Annotated in this window: 14 protein-coding genes and 1 tRNA gene; 7 read left to right on the top strand and 8 right to left on the bottom strand. The window is 72.3% G+C overall.

Features of this window, described 5'->3' with window-relative positions; all coding sequences use genetic code 11:
- Window positions 1–63 precede the first annotated feature (63 nt).
- The gene (locus tag ASD23_RS16905; protein ID WP_056014133.1) at window positions 64–1,005 is read left to right on the top strand and encodes a siderophore-interacting protein; all 942 of its coding nucleotides are present in this window, start codon (window positions 64–66) and stop codon (window positions 1,003–1,005) included.
- Here ASD23_RS16905 and ASD23_RS16900 read toward each other — a convergent pair.
- The 8 genes from ASD23_RS16900 to ASD23_RS16865 form a co-directional block, all read right to left on the bottom strand.
- Window positions 968–1,399, bottom strand: coding sequence for a hypothetical protein (locus tag ASD23_RS16900; protein WP_056014130.1), 432 nt, complete (start codon window positions 1,397–1,399; stop codon window positions 968–970). The genes ASD23_RS16905 and ASD23_RS16900 overlap by 38 nt on opposite strands.
- A complete protein-coding gene (locus ASD23_RS16895) occupies window positions 1,396–2,904 on the bottom strand; it encodes a dihydrolipoyl dehydrogenase family protein (RefSeq protein ID WP_082571615.1) in 1,509 nt (502 codons plus the stop codon). Before ASD23_RS16895 ends, ASD23_RS16900 begins: the two co-directional genes overlap by 4 nt.
- Before the next feature lie 79 nt (window positions 2,905–2,983).
- Window positions 2,984–3,835: an arginase family protein gene (locus tag ASD23_RS16890; protein WP_056014127.1), complete on the bottom strand. Its 852-nt coding sequence runs from the start codon at window positions 3,833–3,835 to the stop codon at window positions 2,984–2,986.
- 88 nt (window positions 3,836–3,923) lie between these two features.
- Window positions 3,924–4,661 (bottom strand): PspA/IM30 family protein, encoded by a 738-nt coding sequence (locus tag ASD23_RS16885; protein ID WP_056014123.1) that lies wholly within the window; start codon window positions 4,659–4,661, stop codon window positions 3,924–3,926.
- A gap of 52 nt (window positions 4,662–4,713) precedes the next feature.
- Window positions 4,714–6,729, bottom strand: a complete 2,016-nt coding sequence (locus ASD23_RS16880) for a TPM domain-containing protein (RefSeq protein ID WP_056014120.1) — start codon at window positions 6,727–6,729, stop codon at window positions 4,714–4,716.
- A gap of 206 nt (window positions 6,730–6,935) precedes the next feature.
- Window positions 6,936–7,008: transfer RNA gene (locus tag ASD23_RS16875), tRNA-Arg, on the bottom strand.
- A gap of 65 nt (window positions 7,009–7,073) precedes the next feature.
- A complete protein-coding gene (locus ASD23_RS16870) occupies window positions 7,074–8,255 on the bottom strand; it encodes an ROK family transcriptional regulator (RefSeq protein ID WP_056014115.1) in 1,182 nt (393 codons plus the stop codon).
- A 17-nt stretch (window positions 8,256–8,272) separates the two neighbouring features.
- The gene (locus ASD23_RS16865; protein ID WP_056014112.1) at window positions 8,273–8,896 is read right to left on the bottom strand and encodes a hypothetical protein; all 624 of its coding nucleotides are present in this window, start codon (window positions 8,894–8,896) and stop codon (window positions 8,273–8,275) included.
- Window positions 8,897–8,935: 39 nt separating this feature from the next.
- Between ASD23_RS16865 and ASD23_RS16860 the strand changes: the two genes are divergently transcribed.
- From ASD23_RS16860 to thrB, 6 genes are all read left to right on the top strand, one after another.
- The gene (locus ASD23_RS16860; protein ID WP_056014109.1) at window positions 8,936–10,609 is read left to right on the top strand and encodes an arginine--tRNA ligase; all 1,674 of its coding nucleotides are present in this window, start codon (window positions 8,936–8,938) and stop codon (window positions 10,607–10,609) included.
- A 26-nt stretch (window positions 10,610–10,635) separates the two neighbouring features.
- Window positions 10,636–11,673 carry an LmeA family phospholipid-binding protein gene (locus tag ASD23_RS16855; protein ID WP_157377149.1) on the top strand — a complete coding sequence of 346 codons (1,038 nt, stop codon included), beginning with the start codon at window positions 10,636–10,638 and terminating at the stop codon, window positions 11,671–11,673.
- A gap of 207 nt (window positions 11,674–11,880) precedes the next feature.
- Complete coding sequence (gene lysA / locus ASD23_RS16850) at window positions 11,881–13,305, top strand: diaminopimelate decarboxylase (protein ID WP_056014100.1); 1,425 nt, start codon at window positions 11,881–11,883, stop codon at window positions 13,303–13,305.
- Window positions 13,302–14,612, top strand: a complete 1,311-nt coding sequence (locus ASD23_RS16845; protein WP_056014097.1) for a homoserine dehydrogenase — start codon at window positions 13,302–13,304, stop codon at window positions 14,610–14,612. The genes lysA and ASD23_RS16845 overlap by 4 nt, the downstream gene beginning before the upstream one ends.
- Window positions 14,609–15,709 (top strand): threonine synthase, encoded by a 1,101-nt coding sequence (gene thrC / locus ASD23_RS16840; RefSeq protein ID WP_235507796.1) that lies wholly within the window; start codon window positions 14,609–14,611, stop codon window positions 15,707–15,709. Before ASD23_RS16845 ends, thrC begins: the two co-directional genes overlap by 4 nt.
- On the top strand, window positions 15,706–16,680 hold the full coding sequence (gene thrB / locus ASD23_RS16835; RefSeq protein WP_056014094.1) for a homoserine kinase: 975 nt from the start codon (window positions 15,706–15,708) through the stop codon (window positions 16,678–16,680). Before thrC ends, thrB begins: the two co-directional genes overlap by 4 nt.
- Window positions 16,681–17,050: the final 370 nt, after the last annotated feature.

Here is a 17,050-nt window from a genome sequence, read left to right as displayed (position 1 = left end):
CTGCTCTGGCGTTCGCGCCGCAGCGGCTGACCGACCGCCCCCTTCCGACAGGAGAGTTTCGCAATGGCCAAGCCCGGTTACCGAGTGTTCGACACGAGCGTCGCCGAGATCCGGCGGATGTCGCCGCACTTCGTGCGCGTGACGTTCCGCTCCGACGACCTGCGCGACTTCGGCTGGGACGGCCCCGACCAGCGCATCAAGGTCGTGCTCCCGCTCGCCTCGAGCGGCTTCGACGACGTGCCCGTCGAGGGCGAGTGGTACGCGTCGTGGCGGGCGCTGCCCGACGACCGCCGGAACCCCATCCGCACCTACACGATCCGGGCGACCCGCCCGGATCTCGGCGAGCTGGACGTCGACTTCGTCGCCCACGGCGACAGCGGGCCGGCGTCGCGCTGGATCGCGGCGGCGGCCGTCGGCGACCGCATGCTCGTCATCGGTCCCGATGCCATGAGCGAGGAGGACTCGGGCGGCTGGGAGTGGAACCCCGGCGCGGCACGCACCCTGCTGATCGCGGGTGACGAGACCGCGGTGCCCGCGGTCGGCGCGATCCTCGAGCAGTTGCCGGCGGACGCCCGCGGAGCGGTGTTCCTCGAGGTGCCGGAGGCCGGCGACGTGCTCGAGCTGCGCGCGCCGTCCGGAGTCGCCGTGCACTGGCTTCCGCGCGGCGACGCGGAGGGCGGCGGGCAGGCGGGGGAGTCGCAGTACGGCGCGCGCCTCGTCGACGCGGTCACCGCGTGGGCCGATGCCTGGGTCGCGGCCGACCCCGCTGCGGCCGCCGTGCCGGCGGCAGGCCCCGTCGCGGCGCGCGAACTGCCGGCCCTCGACGACGACGAGATCCTCTGGGAGGTGCCGGCCGCCGCCGACGACGGAGGGCTCTACGCCTGGCTCGCGGGCGAGGCGTCGGCGATCACGACCCTCCGCCGCCACCTCGTGAAGGGGATCGGCGTCGATCGGCGCCGGGTCGCCTTCATGGGCTACTGGAAGCTCGGCCGCGCCGAGGGGTAGGCAGGTAGCCGCCCGCCTCGAGGCCGGCCTCGATCTCGAAGCGGTTCTTCAACGGATTGCGCCCGGCGACGAGGTAGAGCAGCGGGAAGAGCATGCCGTACTTCAGCCACTGCTGCTTGTGCACGGCCTCGTGGCCCAGCACGCGCTCGCCGTCGTTGCGGTTCGTGAGGTAGCAACCGCCCACGCACGAGCCGCCGCGACCGAAGGTCCACTTCGGCATGCCCGTGAAGACGAAGAGCCCGTGCCGGCGTTCGACCCTGCCGGTGCTCCAGATGAAGCCCCACGTGAAGCCGACCGCCGTCGCCCACCAGTACCCGAGACGACTGATGGGGGAGTCCGTCAGGCGGATGCGGAGCGTGCGGTCGCCGGTGCGCGTCGGGAGATCGCCGCTCACGCCGCGGCCTCGTCGGCCTCGTCGGCCTCGTCGGCATCGCCGTCAGCGGATGCCGCGGCATCCGCTGCCCCGGGCCTGCCGAGCGCTTCGAGCAGTCGCAACCACACCTCGCTCATCGTCGGGAACGCCGGCACGGCATGCCAGAGGCGATCGACCGGCACCTCGCCGACGATCGCGATGGTCGCCGACTGCAGGAGCTCGGCGACGTCCGAACCCACGAACGTGGCCCCGACGACGGTGCCGCGACCGGCGTCGACGACGAGTCTCGCCTGCCCCTCGTACCCGTCGGCGTGGATGCCGGCGCCGCTGACCGACGCGAACGACACGTCGGCGACGCGGATGTCGCGCCCGTCGCGCTCGGCCGCTGCCGCGGTGAGGCCGACCGAGACCGCCTCGGGTTCGGCGAACACGACCTGCGGCACCGCCGAATGGTCGGCGGTCGCGACGTGCGCACCCCACGGCGCGGTCTCCTCGGGCCGTCCGAGCGCGCGTGCGGCCACGAGATCGCCCACCGCGCGTGCCTGGTATTTGCCCTGGTGCGTGAGCAGGGCCCGGTGGTTGAGGTCGCCCACGGCGTAGAGCCACGGCCGCTCAGCGTTGCCGTCGGCGTGCGTCGCGAGCATCGTGTCGTCGACGGCCACCCAGTCGCCGGGCTCGAGCCCGATCGTCTCAAGACCGAGCCGTTCGGAGCGGGGCCGGCGCCCGGTGGCGACGAGCACCTCGTCGGCGGTGACGGTCTCGCCGCCGGCGAGCGTGACGACGACCTCATCAGCGGTGGTGCGCTCGACCCGTTCGACGGCGGCACCGAGGCGAACGGATGCCCCGAGCCCTCTCAGCCCGTTCGCGACCGCCTCGCCGGCGAACGGCTCCATGCCGCTGAGCAGTCCGCTGCGGGCGAGCACGGTGACCTCGGTGCCGAGCCCCGCGAAGGCGGTGGCCATCTCGACGCCGGTGACCCCGCCGCCGATGACGACGAGCCTCGTGGGCGGCGCGGTGACGCTCGTCGCCTCGCGGCTCGTCCACGGCCGTGATTCGGCGAGGCCGTCGATCGGCGGAATGACGGGGTCGGTTCCCGTCGCGACGATCACGGCGTGACGGGCCCGGTAGACGACCGTGTCTCCGTCGGCGCGCTCGACGACGACGCGTCGCACGCCGTCGAGGCGGCCGTGGCCGCGTTCGAGGCCGACGCCGATGCTCTCGAGCCAGTCGGCGCCGCCCTGGTCGCTCCAATCGGAGACCCAGTAGTCGCGCCGTGCCAGCACGGCGGGCACGTCGAGCCCGCCGGTGACGGCCTGCTTCGCCCCGTCGACGCGCTGGGCGGCGCGGAGTGCGGCCGCGCTCCGCAACAGCGTCTTCGAGGGGATGCACGCCCAGTAGGAGCACTCACCGCCCACGAGCTCCCGTTCGACGAGCACGACCTCGAGCCCGGCTGCGCGCGCCCGGTCGGCGGCGTTCTCTCCGACCGGCCCGCCGCCGATGACGATGACGTCGACTTCGCGTTCCATCCCGTTCCCCTCCGGCCACCGGCACGTGCCGATGCCTGAAGCCCAGCCTAGGCAGAAGCGGGCGCCGTCGGGCCGGTGGTCAGCGGAGCGCCCCGCCGCCGGAGGTGAGCGCCCCGACGAGGCGCAGGATGGTCGGCAGGTCGTCGTCGGCCGATTGCGGTGACGCAGGTGCGAATCCGGCGATCGCCGCGCCCGCGATCGGGAACCTCGCGGCGACGGCGCGCACGAGGGCGACGAGCTCCGCGGTGCCGATGCCGAAGGGCATCGGATACGAGAGCCCGGCGAGGGCAGCGGGGTCGAGCACGTCGAGGTCGATGTGGATGAAGACCTGCGACGCGCCCGTCGCCTCGAGGGCGGCGATGACGAGCGAGGGGTCGGAGAGGTCCTCGACGGTGAGCGTCGCCACGTCGTGCGCCTCGATGAACCGGCGCTCCTCGTCGTCGATGGCCCGGATGCCGCCGAGCACGAGTCGCTCGGGGGCGACGCGCGTCTCGGGGTCGAGCGCGAGCCCTTCTGCGCCTTCGCCGACGATCGCCCGCAGCGTCATGCCGCCGAATCCGCCCGATGGCGACGTCTCGGGCGTGTTGAGGTCGGGGTGGGCGTCGAGCCAGAGCACGGCGAGGTCGCCGGCCGCGCGGGAGGAGGCGTGACCGACCGAGGCGAGCGAGGCGCCGCAGTCGCCGCCGATCGTGAGCGCCCAGTCGGGGACCCGGGAGAGCGCCTCGGCCGTGCGCTCACGCACCCGCAGGAGGGTGCTGTATCGCTGCACCCCGGTGCCGAGCGACTCGCCCGCCTCGACGGGCACCTCGACGACGATGGTCGAGGAACTCGGGAGGTCGCCGAGGATGGCGGCGGCGCCATCGGCATGGCTCATGGCACGGGAGGAGACGGATCCCTGCCAGAGCGGGACCACCACGAACGTTGCGGGCATGTCGTCCAGTATCGCGCGTTCCGCTGCGGGTCGAGCCGGTCGAGCCGGTCGAGACCGAGGTTTCGACCGGCCCGACCCCGCGGATCGATCAGCCGCCGATGGCGCCCTGGCTCGATCCGCCGGCCTTCAGGGCGGCGAGTCGGGCGTCGACCTCGGTGAGCTCGCCCAGGTCGTCGAGCTCGTTGAACTGCGCGTCGAGGCTGGATGCCGCGAGCTCGGCCTGGCCGCGCACGACGGCCTCCTCACGACGGATCTTGTCCTCGAAGCGGCCGATGTCGCTCGTCGGGTCGAGGATGTCGATCGACTTGACCGCGTCCTGCACCTGGCGCTGCGCTGCGGCGGTCTTCGCCCGGGCGACGAGCTCGGAGCGCTTGTTCTGCAGCTGGACGAGCTTCTCCTTCATGCCGTTCAGGCCCGACTTCAGCTTGTCGACGACCTCGGTCTGCGCGGCGATCTGGGGCTCGGCGGCCTTGGCCTCGTTCTCCGAGGAGATCTGACGGCTCAGCGCGACCTTCGCGAGGTTGTCGAACTTGTCGGCACCCGCCGCGTCGCCGGCCGTGCGCAGTTCGTCGCCCTTCCGGCTCGCGGCCACGGCCTTCTCGCCCCACTCGCGCGCCGCCTCGACGTCTTCGCGGTGGTCGTCCTCGAGGAGGCGAAGGTTGCCGATGGTCTCGGCGATGGCGGCCTCGGCGTCGGCGATCGCGTTCGTGAAGTCGCGCACCATCTGGTCGAGCATCAACTGCGGGTCTTCCGCCTGGTCGATGAGGTTGTTGATGTTGGCTCGCACGAGCTGCGAGATCCGTCCGAAGATGGACTGCTTTGCCATGGTGGTTCCTTTCGTGGTGTTCAGAGTTCGGTCGTGCCGGTCGATGGTCGGATCAGAATCGCCCTCCGCTTCCGCGCCGCGAACGGGTCGCGGAGCCGCCGAAGCTGCCGGCGGAACGGCCACTGCTGCGTCCGCCGCCGAATCCTCCGGAGGAGCGCCCGCCGCCGAAGCCGCCGCCCCCTCCGCCGCCCCCTCCGCCGCCGCCCAGGACCGAGTTGATGAGGATGCCGCCGAGCACAGCGCCGAGGACGTCGCCGCCGCCCGATGAGCCGCCGGTGCCGCCGCCGAAGCCGCCCATGCCGCCCCCGTAGCCGCCGACGTCGCGCTGGGCGAGCGACATGGCCTCCGCTGCGAGGCGCTCGGCCCGCTGTGCCGAGGTGAGCGCGGAGGCGGGGTCGGTCGCGGCGGCGCCCTGTGCCTCCACGAGCAGTCGGCCCGCCTCGGCGAGTCGCGTTCGGGCCTCCGCACCGATCGCTCCCCGGCGGGCGACCAGGTAGTCCTCGGCGGCCTGCACCTGCGATCGCGCGGTCGTGAGCGATCGGGAGAGCTGCGCCTGTACGCGAGCGGCCTGCTCCGCGGCATCCCGCACGCTCTGGATCGCGGCGTCGATCTCGGCGTCGACCTGCTCGAGCTTCGCCTGCAGGGCGATCGGGTCGCGCCCGGGGGCCGCGATCGCGGCACGCAGCGCAGCCGACTCTGCGGCCACTCGATCGGCGAGTACGCCGGCCCCTGCGTCTTGGAGGCCGCGCGCGACCGCGACGTCGCGGTCGAGTTCGTCGACGCCGGCGGCGACCGCGGCGTCGGCAGCCGCGAGGTCGGCGGCGAGTCGATCGACGGCGGCCGTGAGCAGCTCCGTCTGGTCGACCGCCTCCTCGGCCGCGCGGATGCCGACTGCGGCCTGGGCGGCGTCGCCCGCCGAGACATCCGTGCTCGCGGCGGCGAGGGCCTCTCGGGCGAAGCCCATGCGCGACCGTGCCTGCGTCAGGTTGTCGCTGACCGGTACAGTGGCGGATGCCGCGTACTGGGCGCCGAGTGCGGCGAGACGCTGCTCGGCCGGCGCGATGGTCGCCTCGGCCGCGACCGCCGCCTGCTGCACCCGCGCGAGCTGGGCGGGTGCGTCGCGTTCGAGCGCTCGGAGCTCGTCGAACTGCTCCGCCTGCTCGTCGAGCGCCGCGTCGGCCTCGCCCGTGAGGCGGATGATGCCGCCGTACCATTCGCGCCGCTCGTCGTCGGTGTCTGGCGTTGCGTCGTCGAGCTGCTGCTGCAGGGTGAACGCCTGCGCGACCTTCTCCTTCGCCGCGTCGAGCGCGGCGCGGAAGGACTCGGTCGAGGCCTCGCCGTACGAGGCGACGGCGAACCCGAGTTCCTCCTCGCTCGTCTTGACCGCGTCGTCGATCTGCACGAGGGCGCTGCCCGCCTGACGGCGCAGTTCCTCGATCGAGGGCAGCGGCACCCCGCCCTCGCCCGCTGCAGCGCGCTTCTTCTTGCGCCGCGCCAGCACGATCGCGATGATCACGACGACGATCGCGGCGATGGCGATGAACCAGACGAAGCCCCAGCCGTTTCCGCCGCCGCTGCTGCCCCCGCTCGCCGATCCGTCGGCGATCGCGTTCGCCCCCGCGATCGCTGCCCCCGCCCAGTCCTCGTCGCGGAGTTCCGGTTCGATCACCTCGAGGCTGATGCGGTCGAGCTCCTCAGCGGAGATCGAGGCGTCGCTCGCCGCGGAGAGGTAGTAGGCGCGACCGTCGACGGCGACGGCGAGCAGGTAGTCCTCGCTGCCCAGGTTGTTGGCGATGGCCGTCTCATCGGCCCAGTCGGCCGCCGAGGCGGGATTCGTGAACTCGTCGACGTAGGCGACGAAGAGCTGCCGTCCGCTGCGGTCGGCAGCGGCGTCGAGTGCGGCGACGACGTCATCGGCCTGGCCGCCGAGTGCCCCGACGGTGTCGACGACGGGGGAGGAGGTGAACGAGACGGGGTCCTCAGCCCATGCGAGCCCGGTCGCGCCGGCTCCGATCACCGCCCCTGCGACGATCGCGAGAGCCGCGGACCACTTGCGTACTGCGCGCATGCACCAGTGCCTTTCCCCCGTCCGAGCGGACGATCCAGAGTCTATGGGGCGGCGCTGGGGCTCGTCCACGGTCTGAGGGGCAAGTCGGCGCGAGTCGGCCGGAGCACGGGCGTGTACGAGAAAAGCCCCGGCCGACGGGCCGAAGCTTCTCGAATCATGTGCTGGATCATCGGCGCGAAGCGCCGACCCCACCACCACTCACAACGTGCCCCCGGAGGGATTCGAACCCCCGACCTACGGTACCGGAAACCGGCGCTCTATCCCCTGAGCTACGGAGGCGCACAGCTAGAGACATTACCACTTCGCGGGACCCCGCCCGACCCGTCGGACGCGGTCGGTTCGGCTCAGGAGAGGCTGAGGCGGGCGACGGTTCCGAGCAGGTCGTCGCGCACCTTCGCGGTCAGGAACGCGCGTGCGCCGTGCAGCACGGGGTCGTGGTCGATGTGCGTCGCGACGACCTCGGGATACCACCGGCTGATGCTGCGGATGCCGCGCTCCACCGCCTCGGCGAGGGGCTGTCCGCCGACGATCGCGGTGGGGCCGGCGAGCACGAGCCGGCCGGGATCGAGGGTCGCGAGGAGCGGCAGGGAGATGTGCGCGACGCGCTCGCCGATCTCCTCGACGATCGCCGCCCGATCGGGGCTCGCGGCGATGGCCTCGAGTGCGGAGCGATGGTCGGCGTCGTCGAGACCGTGGGCGGCCGCGATGCGGCGCACCGCCACGGCGCCGGCGAGATCCTGACTCGTGACGGCGTGCTCGTCGAGCGCCTGGGCGGCGGCCGACAGCGGGAGGAAGCCGATCTCGCCCGCGCCGCCGAAGCTGCCGCGGTGCAGGTCGCCGGCCACGTCGAAGGACGCGCCGACGCCGTTGCCGAGCCAGAGCAGCGCGAAGACGTCGCGACCCTCGCCCGCGCCGGACTCGCGTTCGGCGATCGCGGCGAGGTTGACGTCGTTCTCGACGAACACCGAGACGCCGAGCTCGGTCGCGAGCGCCTGCCGGAGGCCGCTGACCGGCCAACCGGGCAGGGTCTCGCTGAACAGGGTTCCCTCTTCGCCCGGATCGACGTAGCCGGCCGTGCCGATGCACACCGTGTGCACGACGGAGGGGTCGGTGCCCGCGGCCTCGCTCGCGTCGCGGATCGCCGTGCGGACCTCGCGCACCGCATCGCGATCGGCGGGATCGCGGGACAGCGCCGTGCGCACGACCGGCCGTTCGCCGCCGGCCGCGTCGACCACCGAGGCGCGCAGTTCGTCGGCTTCGATCGCGATCGCGACGCCGAGAGGTCGGTCGGTGCGCGCGGCGTACAGCGTCGCGCTGCGGCCGGGATTGCCGGCGACCTGTCCGCGCTCCTCGACGACGCCCGCGGCGATCAGTCGGGTCATCATCATCGACGCGGTGGGCTTGGAGACGCCGACGAGTTCGCAGATGCGGTTGCGGGTGAGTGGCCCGTGGTCGAGCAGCGCCGAGAGGCCGACGCGGTCGTTGACCGCGCCGAGCCATGAGGGGGTGCCCTGAGCTGATCTCATCGTCGCGGCGGCGTGGGTCAGGCGGCGGGGAGGTTGGCGAGCACGTCGGACACGAGCTGGCCGGCGTCGCCGGGTTCGAAGAGCGCTGCGGAGCGGATCACGATCCAGTACGGGCCGCTGAAGACCTGCACCTCTCCGTTGCCGGCCGCCTGGGTGAAGTAACCCTCGATCTCGGGAGGGGTTCCGTAGGTGGGCACCGGGGTCGACTCCATGGCGGCATCGCTCTGGTGGGCGAGCAGCGCGGCGGGCGGGGGAGTCGCGACGCCGACCTCGATGACCTCGCCGCTCGTCTGGTTCATCCAGCCGCACGCGGTGCCGGCCTCGTCGCCGACGATCGCGGCCATGTGGTCGCCTGAGGCCTCGAAATCGGGAGCCGTGCCGAAGTTCGGGTTGAAGGCGTAGACCTGGTCGGGCGTCAGCAGCGCGTCGCACTCGATCGCGAACGGCACCGCGGGCTCAGCGGTCTCGGTGGGCACCGCCGAGGAGGACGAGCTGGGCGTCTCGCTCGCCTGCGGCGGGGCGGTCGTCTTGTCGGGGTCGGCGGTGGCCCCGGTGCATCCGCTCAGCAGCATCACGGATGCCGCGACCACGAGTACGGCGGCGGCGGGACGGGTGCGGGACAGACGGGGCGAGCGCAGCATGTGACGAACCTTATCAATGGCGGCGGGTAGGATTTGCGGGTGACTCCCGCCGATCTTTCGCACGCCCTGTACGCCCTCGTCCTCGCCATCGTCGAGCGACGTCGCGCGGCGGGCGACGAGGTCGCGTTCGAGCTCACCGCGAACGACGTCGCGCTCGAGCGCCCGAAGAACCGCGAGCACGGCGACTGGGCGTCCAACATCGCGATGCGCGTCGCGAAGCCGCTCGGCGTGAACCCGCGCGAACTCGCGACCGAACTCGCGACCGGCCTCGCCGGCGTCGACGGCGTCGCGAGCGCCGAGGTGGCCGGACCGGGCTTCATCAACGTCCGGCTCGACGCCGCAGCGGCCGGAGCCCTCGCGAAGACCATCGTCGAGGCGGGCGCCGGCTACGGCACGAGCGACACTCTGGCGGGCAGCGTCATCAACCTCGAGTTCGTGTCGGCGAACCCCACCGGCCCGCTGCACATCGGCCACACCCGCTGGGCCGCGCTCGGCGACTCCATCGGGCGCGTCCTCCGTGCCGCCGGTGCCGAGGTGGCCAACGAGTACTACATCAACGACGCCGGCAACCAGATGGAGAACTTCGGCGCCTCGGTGCTCGCCGCGGCGAAGGGCGAACCGACCCCCGAGGGCGGCTACCCGGGCGCCTACATCGGCGAGCTCGCCCGCCAGGTGCTCGAGCGCGAGCCGAAGCTCCTCGAACTCGACCACGCCGTGGCGCTGCACACCGCGACCGAGATCGCCTACGAGCTGCAGCTCGCCGAGATCCGCGCCTCGCTCGCCCGGTTCAACGTGCACTTCGACGTGTGGACGAGCGAACGCCGCCTCCACCGCAAGGGCGATGACGGGCTCTCCGACACCGACACCGCGGTCGAGCGACTGCGCGCCCAGGGCCACGTCTTCGAGCTCGACGGTGCCGTGTGGGTGCGCACGACCGACTTCGGCGACGATAAAGACCGGGTCATCCGTCGCGCCAACGGCGTCTACACCTACTTCGCCGCCGACGCCGCCTATTACCTCGACAAGAGCGACCGGGGCTTCGCGCACAAGATCTACCTGCTGGGCGCCGACCACCACGGCTACGTGCACCGGCTGAAGGCCCTCGCCGGCGCCGCGGGCGACGACCCCGCGCGCGACATCGAGGTGCTCATCGGCCAGCTCGTGTCGATCAACGGCGCCAAGCTCTCGAAGCGCGCCGGCAACATCATCGAGCTCGACGACCTGCAGGCCTGGCTCGGCACCGACGCGCTGCGCTACACGCTCGGCCGCTACCCCGCCGATTCGCCGCTCACGATCGATCCCGAGATCCTGCAGCGCCGCACGAACGACAATCCCGTCTTCTACGTGCAGTACGCGCACGCCCGCACGTGCGCGGTCGACCGCAACGCGGCATCCGTCGGTCTCGACCGCTCGTCGTTCGCGCCCGAGCTGCTGACCCACGAGACGGAGTCGGCGCTGCTCGGCGCACTGCAGGAGTTCCCGCGCATCGTCGCCCAGGCGGCCGAGCTCCGCGAACCGCACCGCGTGGCCCGCTACATCGAGGAGCTCGCGGGCCTCTACCATCGCTGGTACGACAACTGCCGGGTGCTCCCGCTCGGCGAGGAGCCGATCGGCGAGCTGCACCGCACGAGGCTCTGGTTGAACGACGCGACGGGTCAGGTCATTCGCAACGGCCTCGAACTCCTCGGCGTGTCGGCACCCGACCGCATGTGACCCACCACCCCGACACGGAGGCCCCGATGGCGAAGCACGGCGACGAGCACGACGCGGGCGAGACTCCTGAGTCGACGGGGCCGGTCGAACCGGTCGAGACCGACGAGGCGCAGCCGACGGAGGTCATCGAGACGGGTGACGACGGCGCGGGCGCCACGTTGGTCATCGAGACGGATGCCGCGGACGAGCAGCCGACCGAGGTGTTCGAGCCGTACGCGGCCGCGGGCGCTGCGGCCGGTGCGTCGGCCTCGGCCGCCGCCGGAGCTGCTGCGCCCGAGGCGGACCTCACCGAGGCCGGCGACGGCGAACCCCGCCCGCGCCGGCGGCTCGGTCGCGCAGCACGCATCTGGATCGTCGTCGGCGTCGTCCTGGCCGTCGTCGTCGCGCTCGTCGTCGTCGCCGACATCGTCGCCCGCGGCATCGCCGAGGATCGGGTCGCGGAGGAGATCGAGGCCAACCTGCCCGACGGCGTCGACGGCGACGTCAACGTGACCATCGGCGGGTTCTCGGTGATCGCCCAGTACCTCTCCGGCACGATGCAGCACGTCGAACTCGACGCGCCCGAACTCACCGTCGAGGGCGCGCCCGTCGCCGTCTCGGTCGTCGCCGAGGGCATGCCGGTCGATCTGGCATCGCCGGTCGACCGACTGACGGCGACCATCACCGCCGATGCCGACTCGATCAACCAGCTGATCACGGTCGCGGGCGTCGAGACCGGGCTCACCCTCGGCGACGGCACGGTCGGCTACGAGGGCCGCATCGAGATCTTCGGCCTTCCGATCACGTACCAGGTGACCGCCACCCCCGTGGCAGCGGGCGATTCGGTGCTGCTCGAACCCGAAGGCGTCGAGGTCGGCGCGGTCGGCGCGTCGATCGACGTGTCGGGCATCATCGAGCGGCTGCTCGGCGGCGACCCGCTCGAGATCTGCATCGCCGACCGGCTGCCAGAGGGCGTCGAACTCGAGTCGATCGCGGTGGCACCTGGCGCCGCCGCGATCCGGCTCCAGGCCGACGGCCTCGTGCTCGACGCCTCGAGCCTCGAGCAGAAGGGCGCCTGCGGGTAACCCCCGGCGTCGCCCGCTCCGCGAACCGGCCCCAGCACGGTGCCGACCGGCCTCACGACCGGTCGATTCGGCTCGGCATGCACGCCTCGGTAGACTCGCGGTACGCCGACCCACAAGGTCGACGCGCACAGCAGGCTTCAGGAACCGATCCGGGTTCGCTCGCCGCGAGCGATCCATGACATCGTCTTCCGTCCGTGAGGTTCCCCCGTGGCATCCACCGCATCCGTCCCCGGATGGCTCAGCGTGCCCGACGACGCCAACGCACTCGCGCCGCTCGTCTGGCCCGCGGATGCCGTGCGCGACGAGGCCGGCCGGCTCGTGATCGGCGGCCGCGACGCGGCGTCGCTCGCCGCCGAGTTCGGCACCCCGCTCTACGTCGTCGACGAGGCCGACGCCCGCGCCCGCGCGGCCCGCATCGCGCGCGCCTTCGACGCCGCCGCGGCTTCCATCGGCACCTCTGTGACGGTGTATTACGCGGGCAAGGCCTTCCTCTCGGGCGCGGTCGTGCGCTGGGTGACCGACGAGGGCCTCGCCGTCGACGTCTGCACGGGCGGCGAGCTCGCCGTCGCGCTCGCGGCAGGTGCCGACCCGGCTCGCATCGGGTTCCACGGCAACAACAAGTCGCTCGCCGAGATCGAGCGCGGGGTCGACGCGGGCGTCGGCGCGATCGTCATCGACAGCGAGATCGAGATCGAGCGGGTCGCGGATGCCGCGGCGCGCGCCGGCCGCATCCAGCCGGTGCGGCTCCGCGTCAACAGCGGCGTGCACGCCTCGACCCACGAGTTCCTCGCGACGGCGCACGAAGACCAGAAGTTCGGCGTGCCGCTCGACCGCGCGGTCGAGCTCGGCGCCCGTATCCGCTCGCACGCCTCGCTCGACTTCCTCGGACTGCACTGCCACATCGGGTCCCAGATCTTCGACGCCGCGGGCTTCGCCGAGTCGGCCGAACGGCTGCTCGGCGTGCACGCCGAACTCTCGAAGGCGGCCCCGGTTCCCGAGCTGAACCTCGGCGGCGGATTCGGCATCGCCTACACCTCCGCCGACGAGCCCGAGCCGATCGAGCAGATCGCGCAGGGCATCGCCGCCGCCGTCGCGAACGGATGCCGCGTGCACGACGTGCCGGTGCCGAAGCTCGCCTTCGAGCCCGGGCGGTCGATCATCGGCCCGGCGGGCGTCACGCTCTACACGGTCGGCACGATCAAGCCCGTGCCGATCGACGGCGGGGTGCGCCACTACGTCTCGGTCGACGGCGGAATGAGCGACAACGCCCGCACCGCGCTCTACGGCGCCGAGTACTCGGCCCGCATCGCCTCCCGCGTCTCCGATGCCGCGCCCGCGCTCGTGCGGGTCGCGGGCAAGCACTGCGAATCGGGCGACATCGTCGTCGACGCCGAGTACTTGCCGGGCGACGTCGCCCCGGGCGACCTGCTGGCCGTGCCGGCCACCGGCGCCTACTGCTGGTCGCTCGCCTCGAACTACAACCACGTGCCGCGCCCGCCGGTCGTCGCCGTCCGCGACGGCGTGGCGCGCATCATCGTGCACGGCGAGACCGAGGCGCAGCTGCTCTCCCGCGACGCCGGGCTCGAGGCATCCGCCGGAAACGACCGCGCCATCGAAGGGAACCCTGCATGATCGAGTACCGCTCCATCCGAGTGGGCCTGCTCGGAGCGGGCTCCGTCGGCTCGCAGGTGGCACGCCTCCTGCTCGAGCACTCCGACGAGCTCGCCCAGCGCATCGGCGCCCGCATCGAGCTCGTCGGCATCGCCGTGCGGGACCTCGACGCCAAGCGCGACGCCGAGCTTCCCCGAGAGCTCCTGACGACCGACGCCGACGCGCTCATCGTCGGCTCCGACATCGTCATCGAGCTCATGGGCGGCATCGAGCCCGCCCGCACGCTCGTGCTCCAGGCGATCGCCTCGGGTGCCGACGTCGTGACGGGCAACAAGGCGCTGCTCGCGAGCCACGGCCCCGAGCTCTTCGCCGCAGCGGAGCAGGTCGGTGCGCAGCTCTCCTACGAGGCCGCCGTCGCCGGAGCCATCCCGATCATCCGCCCGCTCCGCGACAGCCTCGCCGGCGACCGGGTCGACCGGATCCTCGGCATCGTGAACGGCACCACGAACTTCATCCTCGACCGCATGGACCAGACGGGGGCCTCCCTCGAAGACGCCCTCGCGACCGCGACGGAGCTCGGGTACGCCGAGGCCGACCCGACCGCCGACATCGGCGGGTACGACGCTGCGCAGAAGGCGGCGATCCTCGCGAGCCTCGCCTTCCACACGAGCGTCCCCGTCGAGGCCGTGCACCGCGAGGGCATCACGGGCGTCTCGGCCGAGCAGGTCGACTCAGCACGTCGCGCGGGCTACGTCGTGAAGCTCCTCGCCATCTGCGAACGACTGACCGATGCCGAGACTGGCGAGGAGGGCGTCTCTGCGCGCGTCTACCCGGCGCTCGTGCCCCGCAGCCACCCGCTGGCCGCCGTGCACGGCGCGAACAACGCCGTGTTCGTCGAGGCATCCGCTGCCGGCCCCCTCATGTTCTACGGCGCCGGTGCCGGGGGAGTGCCGACCGCCTCCGCCGTGCTCGGCGACCTCGTCGCCATCGCGCGCCGGCACGTCATCGGCGGCCCGGGCACGGCCGAGTCCACCCATGCGGCACTGCCCGTGCTCGACATCGGGCGCATCACCACGCGATACGCCATCACGCTCGAGGTCGAAGACGAACCGGGCGTGCTCGAGCAGATCGCGCACACCTTCGCTGCACACGGCGTCTCCGTCGAGCAGTTGCAGCAGACCGTCAGCGAGGGCTCGGAGCGGGCTACGCTGGTGATCGGGACGCACGAGGCGAAGGAGTCCGCGCTCGCCGAGACCGTCGCCGCCCTCGCCCAGAGCCCAGTCGTCGCATCCGTCGCGTCCGTCCTCCGAGTCGAAGGAGCAGTGTGAACACCCCCATCACCCCCAAGGCCAACTCGCGTCAATGGCGCGGAGTCATCCGCGAGTACGCGCACCGGCTCGACGTCACCGACGCGACCCCGGTCATCACCCTCGGCGAGGGCGGCACGCCGCTCCTTCCGGCCCCGGCGCTCTCGGCCCGCACCGGCGCCGACGTCTGGGTGAAGTTCGAGGGCATGAATCCCACGGGCTCCTTCAAGGACCGCGGCATGACCATGGCCGTCACGAAGGCCGTCGAGCACGGCGCGAAGGTCGTCATCTGCGCGTCGACCGGCAACACCTCCGCGTCGGCCGCCGCGTACGCCACGCACGCGGGCATCAAGGCCGCGGTGCTCGTGCCCGAGGGCAAGATCGCCATGGGCAAGCTCAGCCAGGCCATCGCCCACAACGCCGAGCTGCTGCAGGTGCAGGGCAACTTCGACGACTGCCTCGACATCGCCCGCGACCTCGCGGCGAACTACCCCGTGCACCTCGTCAACTCGGTGAACAACGACCGCATCGAGGGGCAGAAGACGGCGGCGTTCGAGGTCGTCGAGGCGCTCGGCGACGCGCCCGACTTCCACTTCATCCCGGTCGGCAACGCCGGCAACTACACCGCGTACACGCGCGGCTACCGTGAAGACATCGCGATCGGCAACGCCACGCGGATGCCGCGGATGTTCGGCTTCCAGGCCTCGGGCTCCGCGCCGATCGTGCGCGGCGAGCCGGTGAAGGACCCCGACACCATCGCGAGCGCGATCCGCATCGGCAACCCGGCATCGTGGGAGCTCGCCCTGCAGGCGCGCGACGAGACCGACGGCTACTTCGGCGCGATCGACGACGACAAGATCCTCGAGGCCCAGCGCATCCTCTCGGCCGAGGTCGGCATCTTCGTCGAGCCCGCGTCGGCCATCTCGGTCGCCGGACTCCTCGAGCGCTCCGCCGCCGGCGTCATCCCCGCCGGGGCGCGCGTCGTGCTCACGGTCACAGGCCACGGCCTGAAGGACCCGCAGTGGGCGCTCCGCACGGCCGACGGCTCCGACGTGCAGCCGACGATCGTGCCGGTCGACACCGCGCAGATCGCCTCGGTGCTCGGACTCTCCTCATGACCGCCCCCGCCGCCGCGCAGCACCTCGACGCGTCGTCGGCGCTGATCGGGCGCCGCGTGCTCGTCAAGGTGCCGGCCACCTCGGCGAACCTCGGCCCCGGGTTCGACACGCTCGGGCTCGCGCTGGCCAGGTACGACGAGCTCGAGGTCTCGGTTCCGGATGCGTCGACGGATGCCCCGGGGCTCGAGATCGAGGTGCACGGCGTCGGCGAGGGCGAGGTGCCGCTCGACGAGCGTCACCTCGTGGTGCGGGCGATCGCCCACACCTTCGCCCGTGCAGGGGTGCCGATGCCGGCGCTCAAGCTCGTGGCGCACAACGTCATTCCGCACGGCCGCGGCCTCGGCTCATCGGGTGCCGCGATCGTCGCGGGCGTCGTGGCGGCCAAGGGCCTGCTCGAGGGCATCGTCGACTTCAGCGCCGACGAACTGCTCGACCTCGCGACCGAGCTCGAGGGCCACCCCGACAACGTGGCGCCGGCGCTCTTCGGCGGGCTCACGATCGCCTGGGTGACGCCCGAGGGGCCTCGTCACAAGAAGCTCATGGTGCACCGCGGCGTCTCGCCGCTCGTGCTCGTGCCCGAGCACGAGATGTCGACGGCGCTCGCCCGTTCGCTGCAGCCCGAGTCGGTGCCGCACGAAGACGCCGTGTTCAACGTGTCGCGTTCGGCGCTGCTCGTGGCGGCGTTGATCCAGAGCCCCGAGCTGCTCTTCCAGGCCACCGAAGACAAGTTGCACCAGCACTACCGTGCCGCGGCGATGCCCGAGACCGACCGGCTGATCCGGGTGCTTCGCGAGGCGGGGCATCCTGCCGTCGTCTCCGGCGCCGGGCCGTCGATCCTCGTGCTCGCGAGCGACCCGAGCGAGCGCGCGGCGGCCATCGCCATCGTCGAGGCCTCCGCCGACACGGCCTGGCAGGCGCTGCCGCTCGCGGTCGACTTCAAGGGCGCGACGGTCGTCAACGCGGAGCGTTGACGACCGCCGCGCAAGGCGGCAGCCCCACGGCGACATCGTCGACGTCGTCGGCGCAGCCGGCGGGACTCGGGAGAGCGCTCAGGTGACGCCGCCCCTCGCGGAAGACCGGAGAGCGCAAGGCGGCAGAGTCATGGCGTGATCGCCCGCGCGACATCCTCTCCACAGGCGCGTCGCGTGGCGGGACGAACGGCTCGGTGGTGATAGACTGACCACGCACCCGGCAGGTGACGCACTGTTCGCGTCCCAGCTCGCTCGTGCAATTCCCGGCAATCTATTGCTTTCGCTCTCGCGCGTGTCTGCGCCTTCGTGCGCACCGGCATCGCTCGTGCCAGCGATCAGCTCTCCTGAATCCGCAACTCTTGCGACAGGG

It is taken from the genome of Agromyces sp. Root1464, assembly GCF_001427265.1.
In the GTDB taxonomy this organism is placed as follows: domain Bacteria; phylum Actinomycetota; class Actinomycetes; order Actinomycetales; family Microbacteriaceae; genus Agromyces; species Agromyces fucosus.
Note: the sequence above shows the minus strand (reverse complement) of the source record. Positions and strands in the feature narration are given on the sequence as shown.